Source organism: Brachyspira sp. (genome assembly GCF_050873525.1).
GTDB lineage: Bacteria > Spirochaetota > Brachyspiria > Brachyspirales > Brachyspiraceae > Brachyspira.
Genome location: NZ_JBNMIZ010000035.1, coordinates 1 through 16,110 on the forward strand (window position 1 = coordinate 1; position 16,110 = coordinate 16,110).

16 protein-coding genes and 1 pseudogene are annotated in these 16,110 nt (G+C 30.0%); 11 read left to right on the top strand and 6 right to left on the bottom strand.

The window, feature by feature from the left end; all coding sequences use genetic code 11:
- The first annotated feature begins 149 nt into the window (after window positions 1-149).
- From ACR0QS_RS04140 to ACR0QS_RS04160, 5 genes are read left to right on the top strand one after another with little or no spacing between them, the layout of a single operon-like run.
- Window positions 150-1,697 carry an AAA family ATPase gene (locus tag ACR0QS_RS04140; RefSeq protein WP_432632179.1) on the top strand — a complete coding sequence of 516 codons (1,548 nt, stop codon included), beginning with the start codon at window positions 150-152 and terminating at the stop codon, window positions 1,695-1,697.
- 24 nt (window positions 1,698-1,721) lie between these two features.
- Window positions 1,722-2,516, top strand: a complete 795-nt coding sequence (locus tag ACR0QS_RS04145; RefSeq protein ID WP_432632180.1) for a hypothetical protein — start codon at window positions 1,722-1,724, stop codon at window positions 2,514-2,516.
- A 21-nt stretch (window positions 2,517-2,537) separates the two neighbouring features.
- On the top strand, window positions 2,538-2,738 hold the full coding sequence (locus tag ACR0QS_RS04150) for a DUF2997 domain-containing protein (RefSeq protein ID WP_432632181.1): 201 nt from the start codon (window positions 2,538-2,540) through the stop codon (window positions 2,736-2,738).
- A gap of 17 nt (window positions 2,739-2,755) precedes the next feature.
- Window positions 2,756-3,166, top strand: coding sequence for a hypothetical protein (locus ACR0QS_RS04155; RefSeq protein ID WP_432632182.1), 411 nt, complete (start codon window positions 2,756-2,758; stop codon window positions 3,164-3,166).
- Between the two features lie 36 nt (window positions 3,167-3,202).
- Window positions 3,203-3,769, top strand: coding sequence for a 4Fe-4S single cluster domain-containing protein (locus ACR0QS_RS04160; RefSeq protein WP_432632183.1), 567 nt, complete (start codon window positions 3,203-3,205; stop codon window positions 3,767-3,769).
- A gap of 10 nt (window positions 3,770-3,779) precedes the next feature.
- Here the strand turns inward: ACR0QS_RS04160 and ACR0QS_RS04165 are convergent, their stop codons facing one another.
- The 6 genes from ACR0QS_RS04165 to ACR0QS_RS04190 all read right to left on the bottom strand — a co-directional run bounded on the left by ACR0QS_RS04165 (window position 3,780) and on the right by ACR0QS_RS04190 (window position 10,172).
- On the bottom strand, window positions 3,780-4,475 hold the full coding sequence (locus ACR0QS_RS04165; protein WP_432632184.1) for a hypothetical protein: 696 nt from the start codon (window positions 4,473-4,475) through the stop codon (window positions 3,780-3,782).
- Between the two features lie 89 nt (window positions 4,476-4,564).
- Entirely contained in the window at window positions 4,565-6,460 is a 1,896-nt protein-coding gene (locus ACR0QS_RS04170) for a tetratricopeptide repeat protein (protein WP_432632185.1), read from the bottom strand.
- Window positions 6,432-6,974: a transcription antitermination factor NusB gene (gene nusB, locus ACR0QS_RS04175; RefSeq protein ID WP_432632186.1), complete on the bottom strand. Its 543-nt coding sequence runs from the start codon at window positions 6,972-6,974 to the stop codon at window positions 6,432-6,434. The genes ACR0QS_RS04170 and nusB overlap by 29 nt, the downstream gene beginning before the upstream one ends.
- A 310-nt stretch (window positions 6,975-7,284) precedes the next feature.
- A complete protein-coding gene (locus ACR0QS_RS04180) occupies window positions 7,285-8,286 on the bottom strand; it encodes a vWA domain-containing protein (protein ID WP_432632187.1) in 1,002 nt (333 codons plus the stop codon).
- A 17-nt stretch (window positions 8,287-8,303) separates the two neighbouring features.
- On the bottom strand, window positions 8,304-9,788 hold the full coding sequence (locus tag ACR0QS_RS04185; RefSeq protein ID WP_432632188.1) for a DnaJ domain-containing protein: 1,485 nt from the start codon (window positions 9,786-9,788) through the stop codon (window positions 8,304-8,306).
- A gap of 249 nt (window positions 9,789-10,037) precedes the next feature.
- Window positions 10,038-10,172 carry a hypothetical protein gene (locus ACR0QS_RS04190; protein WP_432632189.1) on the bottom strand — a complete coding sequence of 45 codons (135 nt, stop codon included), beginning with the start codon at window positions 10,170-10,172 and terminating at the stop codon, window positions 10,038-10,040.
- A gap of 83 nt (window positions 10,173-10,255) precedes the next feature.
- Between ACR0QS_RS04190 and ACR0QS_RS04195 the strand changes: the two genes are divergently transcribed.
- From ACR0QS_RS04195 to ACR0QS_RS04220, 6 genes and pseudogenes are all read left to right on the top strand, one after another.
- Window positions 10,256-10,504, top strand: a complete 249-nt coding sequence (locus tag ACR0QS_RS04195) for a family 2 glycosyl transferase (protein WP_432632190.1) — start codon at window positions 10,256-10,258, stop codon at window positions 10,502-10,504.
- Between the two features lie 234 nt (window positions 10,505-10,738).
- Window positions 10,739-11,104 (top strand): annotated as a pseudogene (locus ACR0QS_RS04200) (hypothetical protein); the annotation flags it as partial.
- A 44-nt stretch (window positions 11,105-11,148) separates the two neighbouring features.
- Window positions 11,149-12,717 carry an NTP transferase domain-containing protein gene (locus ACR0QS_RS04205; protein WP_432632191.1) on the top strand — a complete coding sequence of 523 codons (1,569 nt, stop codon included), beginning with the start codon at window positions 11,149-11,151 and terminating at the stop codon, window positions 12,715-12,717.
- Window positions 12,674-13,849 carry a hypothetical protein gene (locus ACR0QS_RS04210; protein WP_432632192.1) on the top strand — a complete coding sequence of 392 codons (1,176 nt, stop codon included), beginning with the start codon at window positions 12,674-12,676 and terminating at the stop codon, window positions 13,847-13,849. The genes ACR0QS_RS04205 and ACR0QS_RS04210 overlap by 44 nt, the downstream gene beginning before the upstream one ends.
- Before the next feature lie 71 nt (window positions 13,850-13,920).
- Window positions 13,921-14,799 carry a DUF2225 domain-containing protein gene (locus ACR0QS_RS04215; protein WP_432632193.1) on the top strand — a complete coding sequence of 293 codons (879 nt, stop codon included), beginning with the start codon at window positions 13,921-13,923 and terminating at the stop codon, window positions 14,797-14,799.
- A gap of 26 nt (window positions 14,800-14,825) precedes the next feature.
- Window positions 14,826-15,896, top strand: a complete 1,071-nt coding sequence (locus tag ACR0QS_RS04220; RefSeq protein ID WP_432632194.1) for an LptF/LptG family permease — start codon at window positions 14,826-14,828, stop codon at window positions 15,894-15,896.
- The last annotated feature ends 214 nt before the right edge of the window (window positions 15,897-16,110 follow it).

Here is a 16,110-nt window from a genome sequence, read left to right on the forward strand (position 1 = left end):
ATATTGCATTAAATATTTTATTATGTTTATCAATTAGCCTAAAATCATTTAGGAATATTTTATTTTATTCAAAAAAATTAAAAGTAATTATATTTGAAAATATATTTTTTATATATTTATTAAAATTATTAAAAAATTGGAGTTTATAAATGATTAATTTAAACAATTTGATAAAATCTCGTATAAACATTATACAGATTATAAGCTACGAAAATATGATAGTAGACGGAAAGGTTGCGGCGGCGGCTCGCGAACTAAAAAGGAACTGGTATAAGTGGAATTGTTCTTCGGGGCTTAAAAGATTCAACGGAAAGAAATTTGATATTATCGAAAATATGGAAGATAACCGAGCGATTTTGGATTGGTATGAAAGCGATGAGGCTAAAGATTCCATTTTGATTTTGGAAGAATTTAATTTGCAGTTGGAAAATAACGCTTTTTTAATAAGCAAAATGAGAGATATTGCAGCGAAAAATTATACCGACAGAAGTTTAATAATGCTTCAAACGAGAAGACAGCTTCCCTCCGAACTCGATAAAGATGTTTATATTGAAGAGTTGGATTTGCCTAACGCGGAAGATTTAAAAATTATATTTAACGAAGTATGCAAACATTATAGCGTAAATCCCGAAGGAAACACTCAAAAAATAATAGAATCGGCTTTGGGTTTAACGATTATGGAAGCTCAAAGGGCGTTTTCAAAAGCGATAGTTCAAACGGGACAATTAACCGAAAAAGAAATTTCAATAATAATACAGGAAAAAGAAAATATAATTAAAAACAGCGGGCATTTGGAATATTATCATCATAACGAAACTTTGGACGATGTCGGCGGACTCGATATTTTGAAAGACTGGCTAAAAAGAAGAGGACGCGCTTTCGAGGACGAAGCTAAAAAATACGGGCTTGAAATTCCGAGAGGAATACTTTTGCTCGGAATACCGGGAACTGGAAAAAGTTTATGCGCGAAAGCGGTTGGCTCGGCTTGGCAGTTTCCTATAATAAAATTGGATATGGGAAAAGTTTTCGCGGGAATTGTCGGCGAATCGGAAAGCAATATAAGAAAAGCGTTGAAAATAGCGGAAGCGGTATCTCCTTCGATTCTTTGGATTGACGAAATTGAAAAAGGACTTTCTGGAATGGCGTCTTCTGGTTCTACGGACGGCGGAACTACTTCGAGAGTATTGGGAACTTTTTTAACTTGGATGCAGGAGAAGAAAAAACCCGTATTTGTTGTGGCGACTGCAAATAATATATCGGGGCTTCCTCCAGAACTTTTAAGAAAAGGAAGAGTTGACGAAATATTTTTTGTCGATTTGCCGCTTAAAGAAGACAGAGAAGAGATAATAAAAATACATTTGAAGAAATTTAGAAGAGATTATAAGAATTTCGATATTTCAAAAATAGCGGAGACTTGCGAAGAATTTTCGGGAGCGGAAATAGAGGAAGCGATAAAAGAGGCTTTATTTAAGGCTTTTGACGAAAATAAAGAAATTTCAACGGAGCATATAATAGAGGCAATGAAAAAAACTTACCCTATTTCAAAAACTATGAAAGAGAATATAAGCGATATGAGAAGATGGGCTAAAGCTCGCGCCGTTTTGGCTTCTTCAAATTCTTGGAAAGAGGATGAAAAATCGAAAGATAAACCTATTCCTCAATTAAAACAAGAAATTAATAACCCGTTCATTGAATAAAATTTAACAAAAAGGATTTAGTAAATGAAAAAGATTTTTTATTTTTTTATTTTTATTGGTATTATGTATATAATATACGAAATAATATTATATATAATTAATAATCCAGAGATTATAGTTATATTCTTAATTGCTTTTTTTATTATTATATTTTTATGTAGCCTTATAAAAAAGGAGAATATTAAAAAAAGAAATTCATCTACAAATAGTAGAAAATTTAATTCCGTAAATAAAAAATGCAATCAATCATCTAAACATAATGCAAAAAATAACAATAATAGTGAAGTTACTCGTCATTTAATAGGTAAGGCTATCGAGTTAGGTTTAACTGATAAAGCATTTGAATATGGTAAGGAATATTTAGTAAAAAAATTTATAAATAAACCAAAAACAAATGAAACTTCCTTTCAAAATGATTATGAAGTATATAGTGAAACCAAAAACGGTGATGAAACTAAACAATATAATGAAAGTCAAAATAATAATAAAAATATTAATAAAAAAGTTGGGACTGCTTATTTGGAATGTATAAAAAAAATAAAGGATATAAGAGATATTATAAAAGATTTCGATTATTCTGATAATAAAACTTATGGAGAAGAAATTTTAGATATAGAAAATAATATAAATAAAGAATTGAAAATTATAGATAATGTAAGTGTTAATATAGCTGAAGTAAACAAAGTAATAGATAGAATTAATATCATATACAGAAATGCTTACAATAAGAAAAATAATGTATCTTCGCTTTCTTATGTAATGGAAACAGATGAGGAAGATATTGATTTGATAAATAAAATCGATATTGATAATTTATAATTTTGTAAAAGGAGAATAAAAATGCAAGAACAAAGAATAACGGTAACGATTAACGAGGACGGAAGTTTGAATGTGAAAACTGACGGAATCAAAGGAGAGGCTTGTTTATCGGAAGTGGAAGAAATTTTAAACGAACTTGCCGATATAAAAGAAGTTAAGAAAACTGACGAGTATTATCAAAAAGTTAATATGAGTCAAAAAAATATTAATATTCAAAAATAAAAATAGGAGAGAAAAAAATGAGTTGTTTAGTAAAAACTGCTACACCTTTTATAAGCGAAGAAATACTTTTGGAAGCTTTGGAAAAATGCGGATGTAAATACGAAATAAAAAACGATAAAATTTATATTCCCGCTTTGCATATGTATAGAAACACATATTTTAAATTTGTAAACGGAAAATATATTTTAAACCATGACAGCTATAATAACGAAATATATTCTTTTATTGCTAAAGTGGAAAAATCTTATAATAATGTTTACGAAATAAAACTTAAAGAAGAAGCGGAAAGACTCGAAAGAGAGAGACTCGCTTATATAGAATCTCAAAAGAAAGCGATAATGGAAAAAGCGAAAGCCAAAGGCTATAGAGTTATGGAAGTAAAAAAAGACAATAAAATCCAGCTTACTTTGGTTAGAGAAGTGAGATAAAAATTGATTTAAGATTATTAAGATTGAAAAAATAAAATGCGGCTCGCTCATATTAATAATAATTCGAGTATATACGGTTTCGGAAACACATTTGCAATTTGGATGCAAGGATGCAGTTTGAAATGTAAAGGCTGCTGGAATAAATCGATGCATGATTTTGAAGGCGGCTTTTATATAAAAACCGAAGATTTAATAATTCAAATAAAAGAGGCTATTAATAAATATAATATAAGCGGAGTTTCTATACTTGGCGGAGAACCTTTAGAGCAGTTCGAAGAATTATTAAAATTAATGAAACTTATAAAAGAATTGAATCTCGGAATAATACTCTATACGGGCTACGAAAAAGAGGAAATTAAATCGAGCGGAAAAACTGAAATTTTTGATTATGCCGATTTGCTAATTTCTGGGCGATATATTGAAGAGAGACGAAATATAAATAATCATTTGTTCGGTTCGGATAATCAAGTTATGGATTTTTTAACCGACAGATATAAAAACGAAAAGATTATTAACGGCACTTATGTCGAAATTGATATTGACGAAAGCGGAAGAATCGATATGTATGGTTATCCCGATGATTTTTTTGATGTTGTGAAATGATTTTATATAATTAAAATTCTGGCGGGAATTTTTTTACTCTGTTTATAAATAAAAACTCTATCAAACTTCGCGTGCGGGTTAATAGAAAATACGACCATAATTCTATCGAACTTTGCCCAGTCGTGCGACTTTTTATTTCTGATTCGGGAATTTTTACTACTTTCGTTATATTGGAATTCAAATTAATTTTTATTTCCGCCTGATAATATCCGTTAGTCAAAGAAAATTTCGGAAGCATATCATGGACTATACAGTTTCTAATATTTTGAAGTGTTTTCGCCAAATTGTATTCGTTATGGGGAAGCATTTTATAATAGCCGACAATAGAAATTAAAATTCCGATATTGCATTGAGCCAAATCTTCGACATTCGTAATTTTTTCGTAATAAGGTTTTCCGTCTTTAGATTTCTTCACCGATATAAAACCGTCTTCGTTAATTTTTTCTTCCAAAAGAATCATAAGAGACTGCTCGAACATACTGCCAGCAAGAGTGCAGCTCGCTTCAAAATATCCGAGATAATAATTTTGATGAACTTGATAAAGAAGTTTTATCATATGTTCCAATCTGTCGGTATTTATTTGTCCGACATGCATTCTTTTATACTGCAAGGCTTTTCTTCTGCATTCGGCTTTTTCCAAAAATTCTTCGTTATATCTTTCTTTTAAAGTAAGTTTAGGCTGTTTTGTATTATTAGTATTTTTCATCAAAAATATTCCAAACAAAAAGTATAGATTTGTATTTTATAATAATTATCGAATTTGACAAGATTTATAGTTAATAATAAAAATATTAATTATCGATTATAAATCAATTTCTTTTTTGAAATAACCTGCTTCAAACCTTCTTTTGCCTGCGAATCTCCGCCGTTATAACTTAAAGCGTTTTTGTAGCTTTCTTCGGCATTATCGAGTTCGTTCATTCTGAAATAGCATTTTCCCAAAGCCAAATTTATTTCAAACATATCTTTTTTATCCGTTGCTATATTTAAAGCTTCGTTGTAGGCGTAAATTGCATCGTTATATTGAAGTCTCCTGTATGAAAACGCTCCGTAAAGTTTATAATTTTCGACTTTTGGCGACATTTCAATTAAGTGTCTGTAATAAACGGACGCGTCATTATATGCCGATATTTCTTCCATCATAGAACATAAAGTTACCCATGCCGTTTCTCTCACTAAAGTAGTATTATTTTCATCGTTTGCCGCAATTAATAGAGATTCTTTCGCTTTATCGTAATGTCGAGTTTTATGATAAAGTATTCCGCCTCTGTATATGCTTTCTCTGTCTTTAGGATATTTCGCTAAAGTATAATCGTAATAATTCACCGCTTCGTTATTGTTTCCAATAGATTCGTAATAAATTGCTAAAGTTCTGCTCGGGAATGCGTTTCCGATTCCTTCTCTAATAGAATTTTCAAGCAGTCTAATTCCTCTGTCCGAATTGCCGTAATATAATTCCAATTCTCCGAGTCGCGGCATAAATATTAAATTATTCGTTTCAATCGAAAAAACCTGCTGATAATATTTTAAAGATTCAAAATAAGATTTTTTTCTGTAAGTTATATCGCCGAGCCGTTCCAAAGCCGTTATATATAAATCGTCTTTCTTATCGACTATCAATATTTTTTTATAATTCGCTTCCGCTTCTTTTAGCATTGCGCCTTTATAATAAGCGTTCGCAAGCATTCCAACCGCTTCGTAAGTGTTTTCGTAATTTTTAATTTTCGTTAATCTCAAATAATATTTAATCGCTTTATCGTAGGCGTTTTCTTTTTCGTATAATTCTCCGAGCGATAAAATCGTTTCGACATCGTTCGGATTCTGTTCCAAAATTTGTTCGTAAACTTTTTTTATTGAATCGTAATCTTCCGTCTGCTGATAAACTCTAACAAGTCTGCCCGCCGAGTCCGACTGCATTTTTGAATTTGCCAAACTTTTCAAATACATTTCTATCGCGCTGTCGGTATCTCCAGATATTACATAAATGTCGCCCAAAATATTTGCCGCTTTATCCGCATATTCTCCCTTGCTCGTTCTAACTAATTTATTTAAAGTGTCGTAAGCTATATTTTGCAGTCCTTCGTTTAAAGCTATTATTCCCACATAAAACATAGCTTCGTCATTTTCTTCCTGTCTTAAAACTCTTTCATAATAGCCTTTCGCCAAACGAGGCAAATCTCTATCCATATAAAACTGTCCCAATGTGAGTAGGGTAGGGATATAATTAGAGTTAACGGTTAAAGCTTGTTCCAAATAATATAAAGCCTGTTCGGGCATTTCGCTTTTCAAATAAGAAATTGCCATATTATATTTTAATCGTTCGTCCAAATATAAAGAATTAGTCATATTATTAAACAGATTAATCGCGTTTAAATAATCGCCCGTTTCGTTATATATTTTTCCAAGAAGTATATTCGCGTCATATTCTTTTTTGGGGTCGATAGTCGAACTGATTTCTTTTTTTAGAATCGATTTCGCTTTTCCGTAATCTTTATTATTATAATATTCTTCGGCTAAAGTATATTCGTCTATGATTTTTGGATTTAATCTTATTTTTCCCTGAACTATCGCGATATTCAAAGAAACTATCGATATGATTCCTAAAGCTCCGATGCATAAAATAAACATGACGGTTTTTAAGTTTTTGTATTTTGACAATTTTTTATAATATGTCTTCTTCTTGTATGCCATCTAAAATCCCGTTAATAAATTTATAAGAATCTTTATCTCCAAATATTTTCGCTATCTCCACCGCTTCGTTTATAATTATAGGTTTTGATATTTTTTCTTTCAAATAAATTAAACTATAAATCGACATTCTTAATATTGATTTATCCACATATTGAATTCTTTTTATATCCCAGTTTTTAGAATATTTTTCAATTATTCCGTTTATTCTTTCCAAATTATTTATAGTTCCTTCGATAAGTTCTTTTGCAAATTTTTTTACCGAATCGTTTATATTTTTATCGTCATAATCGAAATATAAAATTTCTTCAATATTCATTTCGCCTTTATTCATTTCATAAGCGTATAGCGACATAACGGCGTATATTCTCGCTTGAGTTCTATAACCGTAATTCGACAAATCCAAATCTTTAACTTTATCTTTTGATTTAACCAATACTTTTTTCTTTAAGGCTTTTTTCGGTTCTATAGTTTCCGTGTTAGTCGCTTCTTTAATATTATTTATATTATCTGGCATATTTTACCTAAAATTAAATAAAAATTAAAATCTATAAAATAAATTCCGCTTTTTATATTTTCGGAATATTAAAGTATAAAATAGAATTTCAATAAGATTATTATATATTATATTTATAAAAAATGAAGTTTATATTATTTTATTTTTTATAGATTAAAGTATTGACATTTTTTATTAATAATGAATGTATGTAGTTAAAATAACTTCTTTATTTATTTTGGTATATATGCTTTATATTATAATATCAAGCTACATTTCAATATTTAATTTTATTAAATAAAAAAGATATATTTTATAAAAAATAAAAAAGTTAGCTACTTTCTCCATCATATCCTATGCCAAGCATTTTCTTTTTATTTTCAATTTGTTTAGCTTTTTCTTTAATATGCTTGAGTGCGGGTATAGGCTTATGACTTATTTTTATTTCTTCTTCGAGTTCATCGATTTTACCAGCGTCTTTTGCAGCCATAGCTTTTATAATATCCACAATATCATCTATTTGCTCCACTCCTATGGCAACGCCACCAGTAACATTTGCAATCCAAGAGAAAAATTCATCATCGTTGAGCCTTGATACGCGCTTACTAAAATCCCCTATATCAACATTATATAAGTCGGATATGCTTCTATAATCTCTAGTTTTACCACAAAATACAGTATTTATTGTAACTTTTGAATTATAAAGTTTTTTAGTTAATTCAAAATAATCATATCCGCTATTGCATTCGTTTGGTTCGTGTGATTTTGCATCACCAAATAATACTATTGAACGAGTATTGATTTCATTCCAATTCATATTTAGAGCATCGTTAAGAGCGTCTTCTACCGCTTCCTCCCAATCAATTCCGTTTCCAATAGGGGTAGAATCAATAAAATTTGCCAACGATTCTATATCAACACTAATCTTATGTGTTTTTGTAATGTATGGATTTCTATTTGGTTGAAAATAATGCGGATACGCCCCATGGTCTAAATAAAACACTATGCCTATGCGTAAGTTTGGGATAATTTTAATTAAAACTTGACATAATTCTTTAAATTTTTTTCTCAATGTTTCTCTGTATTCATACATAGAATCCGTAAAATCTCCAATCAAAACCAAATCTAATCCTTTATTTTCTTGTCTTTTTTGGCGCATTTGCTTTTTGATAGAATCTTGATTTACAATTTTATTTACTTCGGCTTTTTTCTTTATAGATTCTAAATCTAAAGGTTTTATAGGTTTAGAATCCGACTTTTTGACTATGCCACCGCTTGGCTTTTTTAAAGTGGGTAGATTAAGTTTGTTGAGTTTAGAATCTTTATTTTCCATTGCTTTTCTCCTTTGTTTTATTTATCATTTTGCTTAAACTTTTCTTTATTTTCATAATAAGTTTTATCGTATTGGGCTTTCTTATTTTCGTCTTGTAGGATTTCCCAAATTTCATTAAGTTTTTTAAATTTTTCTTCGGCTTCTTTATTTCCAGAGTTTCTATCTGGGTGATATTTTTTAGCCATTTTCTTCCATCGCTTTTTAATTATATCTATTGTTATATTAATAATATTATCATACTTTTCAAATTCTTCTTCAAAGAAAAATTTATAATAATCAAACCATTCTCCAGCATCAGTTTGGCTATCATCACTTTGGGAATTACCCGAAAAATCATTAAAAATATTTACCATATCAATATAGCCTTGACAATATGCCAGACCCTCTACGGATTTCCTATACGATTCTGCAAAATAATGCGATTTATAGTTTTTATCCGCTTCGGCAATGCAAGTTTCTATTTTTTCAATCCAAGCGTCAAAAAGATTACCCGAAGATTCGGAATGTTCTTTAATGCCTTCATATTGGGTTTTTAATTCTTCGTTTGTTTGGCTAATTTCATCTATAGGGACAGAAAAACCTTTGAAAGTTCCGCTAGCATATTTTTCGTCCAATTCTTTAAATTTCTGTAAAGTGTCTTCGAGTGTGCCTATACCTACTCTTATGGTTTCTTTTACGACAATTTTAGCTTTTCTACCATCTTCGCTATCGTCAAAATTGATATTGTCCAATGTCTCGCTCATAGCGTCAATATCTGCCATTTTTCTATCATATTCTTTAATTTTTTCATTTAGTTTTGCTTCTATTTCAACTCTTTCTTCCTCCCACTTGCTTTGTTTTTCTTCAAACTCTTTGCGTAATGTTTCCTCTTGTGTGGCAAAGTTTGATTCTTTTGTTTTTAAATCTTCCCACCTTTTCTTAATATCTGCCTCATTTATTTTGCATTCCTTTTCTCTTGTTTCTAAATCCTTAATTTTATCTTCATATTCTTTTTTGCTCGATTCTGCCTCTTTATATTTTTCATCATATTTTTCTTTTGATTTTTCCGCTTTTTCTTGGGCATTCTTTGATTTTTTCTCTCTTTCTTTTATATTTTCGCGTTCATTTTTAATATTTTCTCTTTCATCATCTAAATCCCTATCTTTTTTATTTAATCGCATTTCATCTTTCTTTATTTCTTCTGAACGAATATGCAAAGTAATTTCTTCTTTACGATTGGCTTCTATTCTTTCATCTAAATCATTCTTGCTTTTGTTTAAGTATTGTTCTCTTTCATTTAGGAAGAGTTCTTTTTCTTGGAGCTGTGATTGAAGTTTTTGATTTTCCTCAACCTTCTTTTGAAATTCTTTAACCTCAATGTTGAAATCCTCTATCAAAACTACCGCTCTTTTTTCTATAGCTATGGTTTTATCTAAATTGCGTTCAGTTTTTTTGAGTTTTTTATTTTGCTCTCGCTGTTGGATTTTTCTCTTTTTGTAGTTAAATAAATCAAGAAATGACACAATTATTAAATTTCCTTAATAATGAATTTTTAATATTCTATCAAAATTTTCACAATTTGTAAATAGTATAAATTATTAAGTAATGTTTTACCTCATGTAAAAATAAATCCACCATAGTTTAGTATGTGGTAGTTTTTTGTGTAGCGTCATTATTAGCCAATCCATATAAAAAGCCAATGGAAAACAATAAATTCTCTATTGGCTTTAATTTTTACGCCTTTTAACAATTATTAAATCATCAAAAAACTATTATTTTTGCTGTTTGATAGATTCTACTATAGCGTCCATTTCGCCTATATTCGCTTCTTTCATAGAAGAAGATACAGAAACTTGAGCGTCTAGCACTTCAGATTGTTTAAGATTATTTTCTATATACTCTTGCATCAAAGCGTCCCGAAGGTTCGCATTCAAAATTAAATACTTTCAAAGACGGATTTAGAATACTTTGGACTATAATTTATTTACTAATGACTGAAAAACCGTTATTATTTTTTAATACGATAAGTTTAATATTTTTGTCTATAGGATTATTTTTAGGAATAGGAATAACTATAGAATATTTTGAGACTTTAAGAGTGGATAGATTTCCGACTGCGATATTAACTATATGTTTGATAATATTATCGGGCTTATCATTTTCAATAGGACTTTTAATGAACGCTATAAGTAAAGTTTTAAGCGAGAATAGAAGATTTAAGTATAATTCGATTAAGTAATTTATAAATAGATTTCTAATAAAAAGATATTATATTTTTTAAAATTCTACTTTATTATCTAAACAAAATTTTATAAATATATTAAAAATTAAACTATTATTTGTTAATTATTCATTTTATAACATTTATATTTAACCTTAAACCTTACAATCTGTTTTTAATATTATAAAATCTAACAAATTATAAAAAATCTGCACTTGAATTTTTAATATTATTAATATACAATTATAAAATATGGAAATAAACGATTCTACAAGAAGCGCCTTGATTAGAAAAGGCAACGAACTATTTAATCAAAACGATGTTGACGGAGCTTATCGATGTTATATAACTGCCTCTTATTTCGGAGGAATAGAAAAAATCGCCGATTATTATAATTTCGATAAAAAAAATCCTATAAGAGCGATGCAATTATATAAATTTATTTTGAAAGAAGATTCTAATTTGGGCGGAAATGTGAGAGCAAAAAAGAAATTGGATATTCTCGCTCAATCGGTTGTGAAGGTTTTAAGAAAATGGCTGAAAGAAGACGAAACTTATAATAATTCGGATAAAAAAATAAATTCCGAAAATAACGATAATAATATAGAAGATTTAATTTAACGAATAATTTTTATAATTTTTACAAGCAGGAGCTTCCGCTTATGGAAAAGAAAAATACAAAAAAGAAAAACGATAATTTAGTCGAAAACGAACTTTTATCTTTATCTTCCAAATTTTCAAAAAACGACACTTTGGTTATAATATTGGCGGCTGGACATGGAAAGAGAATAAGAAGCTCGACTTCAAAAATGCTTCACAAGATTTGGGGAGTTCCGAGTATAGAGAGAGTTCGACTCGCTGTTAGCAACGGAATTCCTAAAAGCAATGTTACGATAGTTGTCGGAATAAAGGCTTTGGATGTGGCAAACGCGGTTGGAAAGCAGCCGAATACGATTTTCGCCTATCAGGAATCTCAAATGGGAACTGGACATGCCGTTAGAATCGGACTCGAAAAAAGCGATTTAAAAAATATAAAATACTGCTATGTGATATATGCCGATTTGGGATTAATAGATTCAAATACGATGAAAGAATTTAAAGAAGAATTCTTAAAATCAAAATCCGATATGATAGTAATGACGGCTTTATATGACGGACCGAAAGGAAGCAATTATTACGGAAGAATATTAAGAAGCAGAGGATTAACCTCCGAAGGCAAACCGAGTAAATATAAAAAAGCTCAAGGAGAGGTTGTCGGCGTCATAGAATATAAAGATATTCTTTCTATGGGCGATGAAGATAAACTTTTTAAAACTTATAAAGATGAAAAATTTTCTTTTCATAAAGACGAACTTCTTGAAGATTTCAACGAATATATCGTGGGAATATACGGATTTAGAACCGAGCCTTTGCTTAAATTAATTTCCGAAATAAAATCGAATAACGCTCAAAAAGAATTTTATTTAACCGACTTGATAGAAATATTTTTGAATAATGATTTTTCAATTTCAACTTATATTCCAAAAGACAATAAAGTGGTTTTGGGCTTCAACGATAAAACAGTTCTTAAAGAAATGGAATCAATCGCAAAATCGAAAGTATATAATAAATTAAAAAATATTATCACAATATACGATTCGGAAGATTTCTTTATAGACGACAGCGTGGTTGAAGAAATTTTAGAAATAGATAAAGACGAAAAACCTTTGGATATTTATATTGGAAAAGGAGCTTATATTGGAAAAGGCGTCAAAATCAATTACGGCGTTTTTATATCAAACGGAGCGCGGCTCGAAGGAAATATACAACTTGGCGAAAACGCTTTTATTGGCGATAATGTTTTGCTTTCATGCTTGGAAAAACAAAAACTTATTTTAGAAAAAAATGTTAAAATATATTCTGGAAATCAAATCAGAGGAAATGTATTTATAGGCGAAGGAACTATTTTGGAGCGAGGCGTAAATATAACGGGAAGCGATAATCATCCTACGAAAATAGGGCGAGATGTCCTAATAAAAGGCGTTAGTTATTTATACGGTTCTATTGTTGACGACAGCGCTTATATAGAGCATTGCATATTTTATTATTCTCATATAAAAGCGATTAAAGACGATAAAGGAAATATAATTAAATGCAGATTTATAAGACCGAAAGAAGAGGGAATCGAATCGGTTATTAAAATAGAAGATGGAAAAAAGAAATCAAAAAATAAAACAAAAAAGAAAAAATAATAATTTGAATAATATAATTATAAAAATTTTCGTCCTTTTATTTTCAATATTTTTAGTATTAAACGGACAATACGAAAAAGATATAAAAAAAGACGCTCCGCCTTTGTCGAAAGAATATATAAGATTAAGCGGTTTTGAATCTTTATCGACTTGGGCTATCGCTTCTCTTAATAAAGAAACTCACATAAGCGAGATTTTTGCCGATTCCAAAGATAATATTCATTTCGTTTATTACGATAATATTTTGAAAACTCCGATTTATGTTAATGGAAAAGACGGAAAATTTAACAGAACGATTATTGATAAAAATAGAGATATTGGAAGTTTGGTAAGTTTGGCAACAAATTCGGAAAACATGCATATTTCTTATTTGAAGAATAATAAAATCTGGTTTGCAAATAATAATTCGGGCTATTTCAATAATTATCCGATGGATTTGAAAGAAAATCAAAAAATAGTCGATTTGAAATTGGTGGTTTCCGCTTTCAATTCTCCGATTCTTTTTTTTATAGATAGCGGAGGAATTTTATATATTTCGAGATTCTATAGAGATAATTTTTTTTCCGATTTAATTTATACGAATAAAATAATCGACAAAATTTATCCCGTTGCCGAAAAAGACGGATACGCCGTTTATATAAAAGAATATCAAACCGACAATATTTTTTACGCATCGAGAAAGACAAATACGGCTTTCAGATTTTTCGATAATAATTCGATTGTGACGAACGCCAATTTATATTCCGTTAATTATGAATCGCATAATAGATTTAGCATAATTTATACTTCCAAAGATAATAGAAATTCCATTGACTACAGAAGATTTTATGACGGCGTTTTTACGGAAGGAAATATAATAACGGAAGACGAAAATATAATCGCTTTTGATTCCGTTTTAGATTATGCGGCGCAAAATGTAATTTTTTATATGAAAGAAAATGGCAGCAAATATATATATATGGACGAGCAGACTATAGATTTGTCTTTTCTTGGGACGAGCAGCGGAGATATTAGAATCGTGTCGGCAAGGTATCCTTATTTTTATATCGTTTATTATAACGATTTATTTAAAGAATTGAGAGTAAGCAAATTAAATATTAGCGATATTGAAAAATATAAAAAAAGACGATAATTAATTTATAGTTTATAATTTATATTATGATTTATATACAATAATTAAAATTTAACGAAAGAGGAATTTTTATGAGCGAAGATTTGAAAGTATCTTATTTTGAAAAAAATCCGAGAGTTTGTCCCGTATGCGAAACGGAATTCTATCATGAAATGCTTCTCACTGGCGGCGGAAGATTAATCGCGGGCGAGCTTAGAAACGATTTGAGAAGAACTTACGAAAAAAGCAAAAAATACGGAGCGGTTTATCCTTTAATATATGTGGTTGCCGTTTGTCCGAGCTGTTTATACGCTTCTTTTAGCGAGGATTTTTCGCTTCTTAATAAAAAATCGATTGACGATATTTTGGATACGAAAGACGAGAGAAGAAAATATATGGAAGAATTTTTCGGACATCATATTAATTTTGAATTAAACAGAGATTTATATTCTGGAGCGGCGAGTTATTTTTTGGCTCTGGACGGATATTTTTATCATGATAAAGAATTAGCGCCGACTTTGAAAAAGGCTCTATGTTCTTTAAGATTATGCTGGGTTTTGGAAGATTTATCGAAAGAAGTTCCTAATGAAAATTACGATAGACTGATTCCGTTTTTTCAATATAAAGCGAGCGAATTATACGCCGAAGCTATAGAATTCATGCAAAACGGAAAAGAAAGTTTTGATAAAATAAAATCTTTCGGTCCCGATATAGACAATAATTTTGGATACGAAGGAATGCTTTATATGGGGGCTTTACTCGGTTTTGACGCTTCAAAATTTATTCCCGACCCAACGGTTAAAGCGAATACTTTGGTTCAGGCAAAAAGAAAAATAAGCAAAGTTTTCGGTTCTGGCAAAAGCAGTAAATCGAAACCTTCCGCACTTCTTGAAAAGATTAAAGAACTGCATTCGAGCATATCGGAAGAATTGAACGAATTAAACGAAACTTACGGAATGAACTTGAATTAAAACTGTTTTTATTTTATAATATTAAAATGAAAAAGTTAAATTATTATCTTTTATCCGAATTCCTTACTCTTTTTTTCGGTTCTTTATTTCTGTTTGTGGTTTTGGTAACTATCGCGGATTTAAGCAGTAAATTATCCTATTATACGGAACATGCCGAATATATGAATTATTTTATAACTTATCATATAGCGAGAATTCCGCATAATATGTATTATATATTTCCAGTTTCGCTTATGTTTTCTTCCACTTATGTTTTGGGAACTTTTGTAAAAAATAAAGAAATGCTTGCCGTTCAAAATTCGGGCATAAGTTTGTTTAGATTTTCATCTCCCGTTTTTATAATAGTAATAATTTTATGTTTATTGCTCGTTCTTTTTTGGCAGTTTGTGGCGGCTCCATCGAATAAAATTTCATTTGAAGCAGACGATAAAGGAAGAGGGCGAACTACAAGCGACGCGAGCGGAACTTGGAATATTTTTGGCGGAAACAGATATGTTTATTTTATAGATAATTATTCTTACAGCGGCGAATATATGACTAACGCGATAATCATAAGATTAAAAGAAAGTGGCGGAATAGAAATGCGATTATCCTCTCCTTATATAGAATGGGATAGAGAAGAAAGAAAATGGTATGCCGAAAGCGGAATATTGGCGAAATTTGATGAAAATAATAATATAACCGTTGAAGAAGTCAAACATTATCCTTTGGATGTATTGGAGCGCCCCGAACATTTTGGACAGAGACCGATTTTGGATACTATGAGTTTAACGGAAGAGATGAGACTAATTAAGCTTCGTAAAGAGGTTCATATGAATACGGCGCTTTTGGAAACCGATTTGCATTATAGAATTTCTTATTGTTTTTCGGGTTTTATTATCGTTCTTCTTGCCTCGTTATTTTCAAAATTTTCAACTCACAGCGTTTTGGTTGTAAGTTTGGTAATGGTTATAGTCGTGGCTTTGCTTTATTATTCCGTTCTAATGATATTTAGGTCGATGGGAGACGGCGGAGCTATAAATCCTTTAATTGCCGCTTGGATGCCGAATATTATATTCGCTTTTCTTTGTATATTGGCGTTTAAGAAATTTTATTAATAAAAGTCTTGACAAAATTTTAAAACATTGTATAATTCTAAAATAACCGAAAATAAAAATTTCGGACTTTTGCGGTTTAACGGAGATAAATTCTCATGAAGAACAGAACAGAACAGAACAGAACAGAACAGAACAGAACAGAACAGAACAGAACAGAACAGAACAGAACAGAACAGAACAGAACAGAACAGAACAGAACAGAACAGAACAGAAC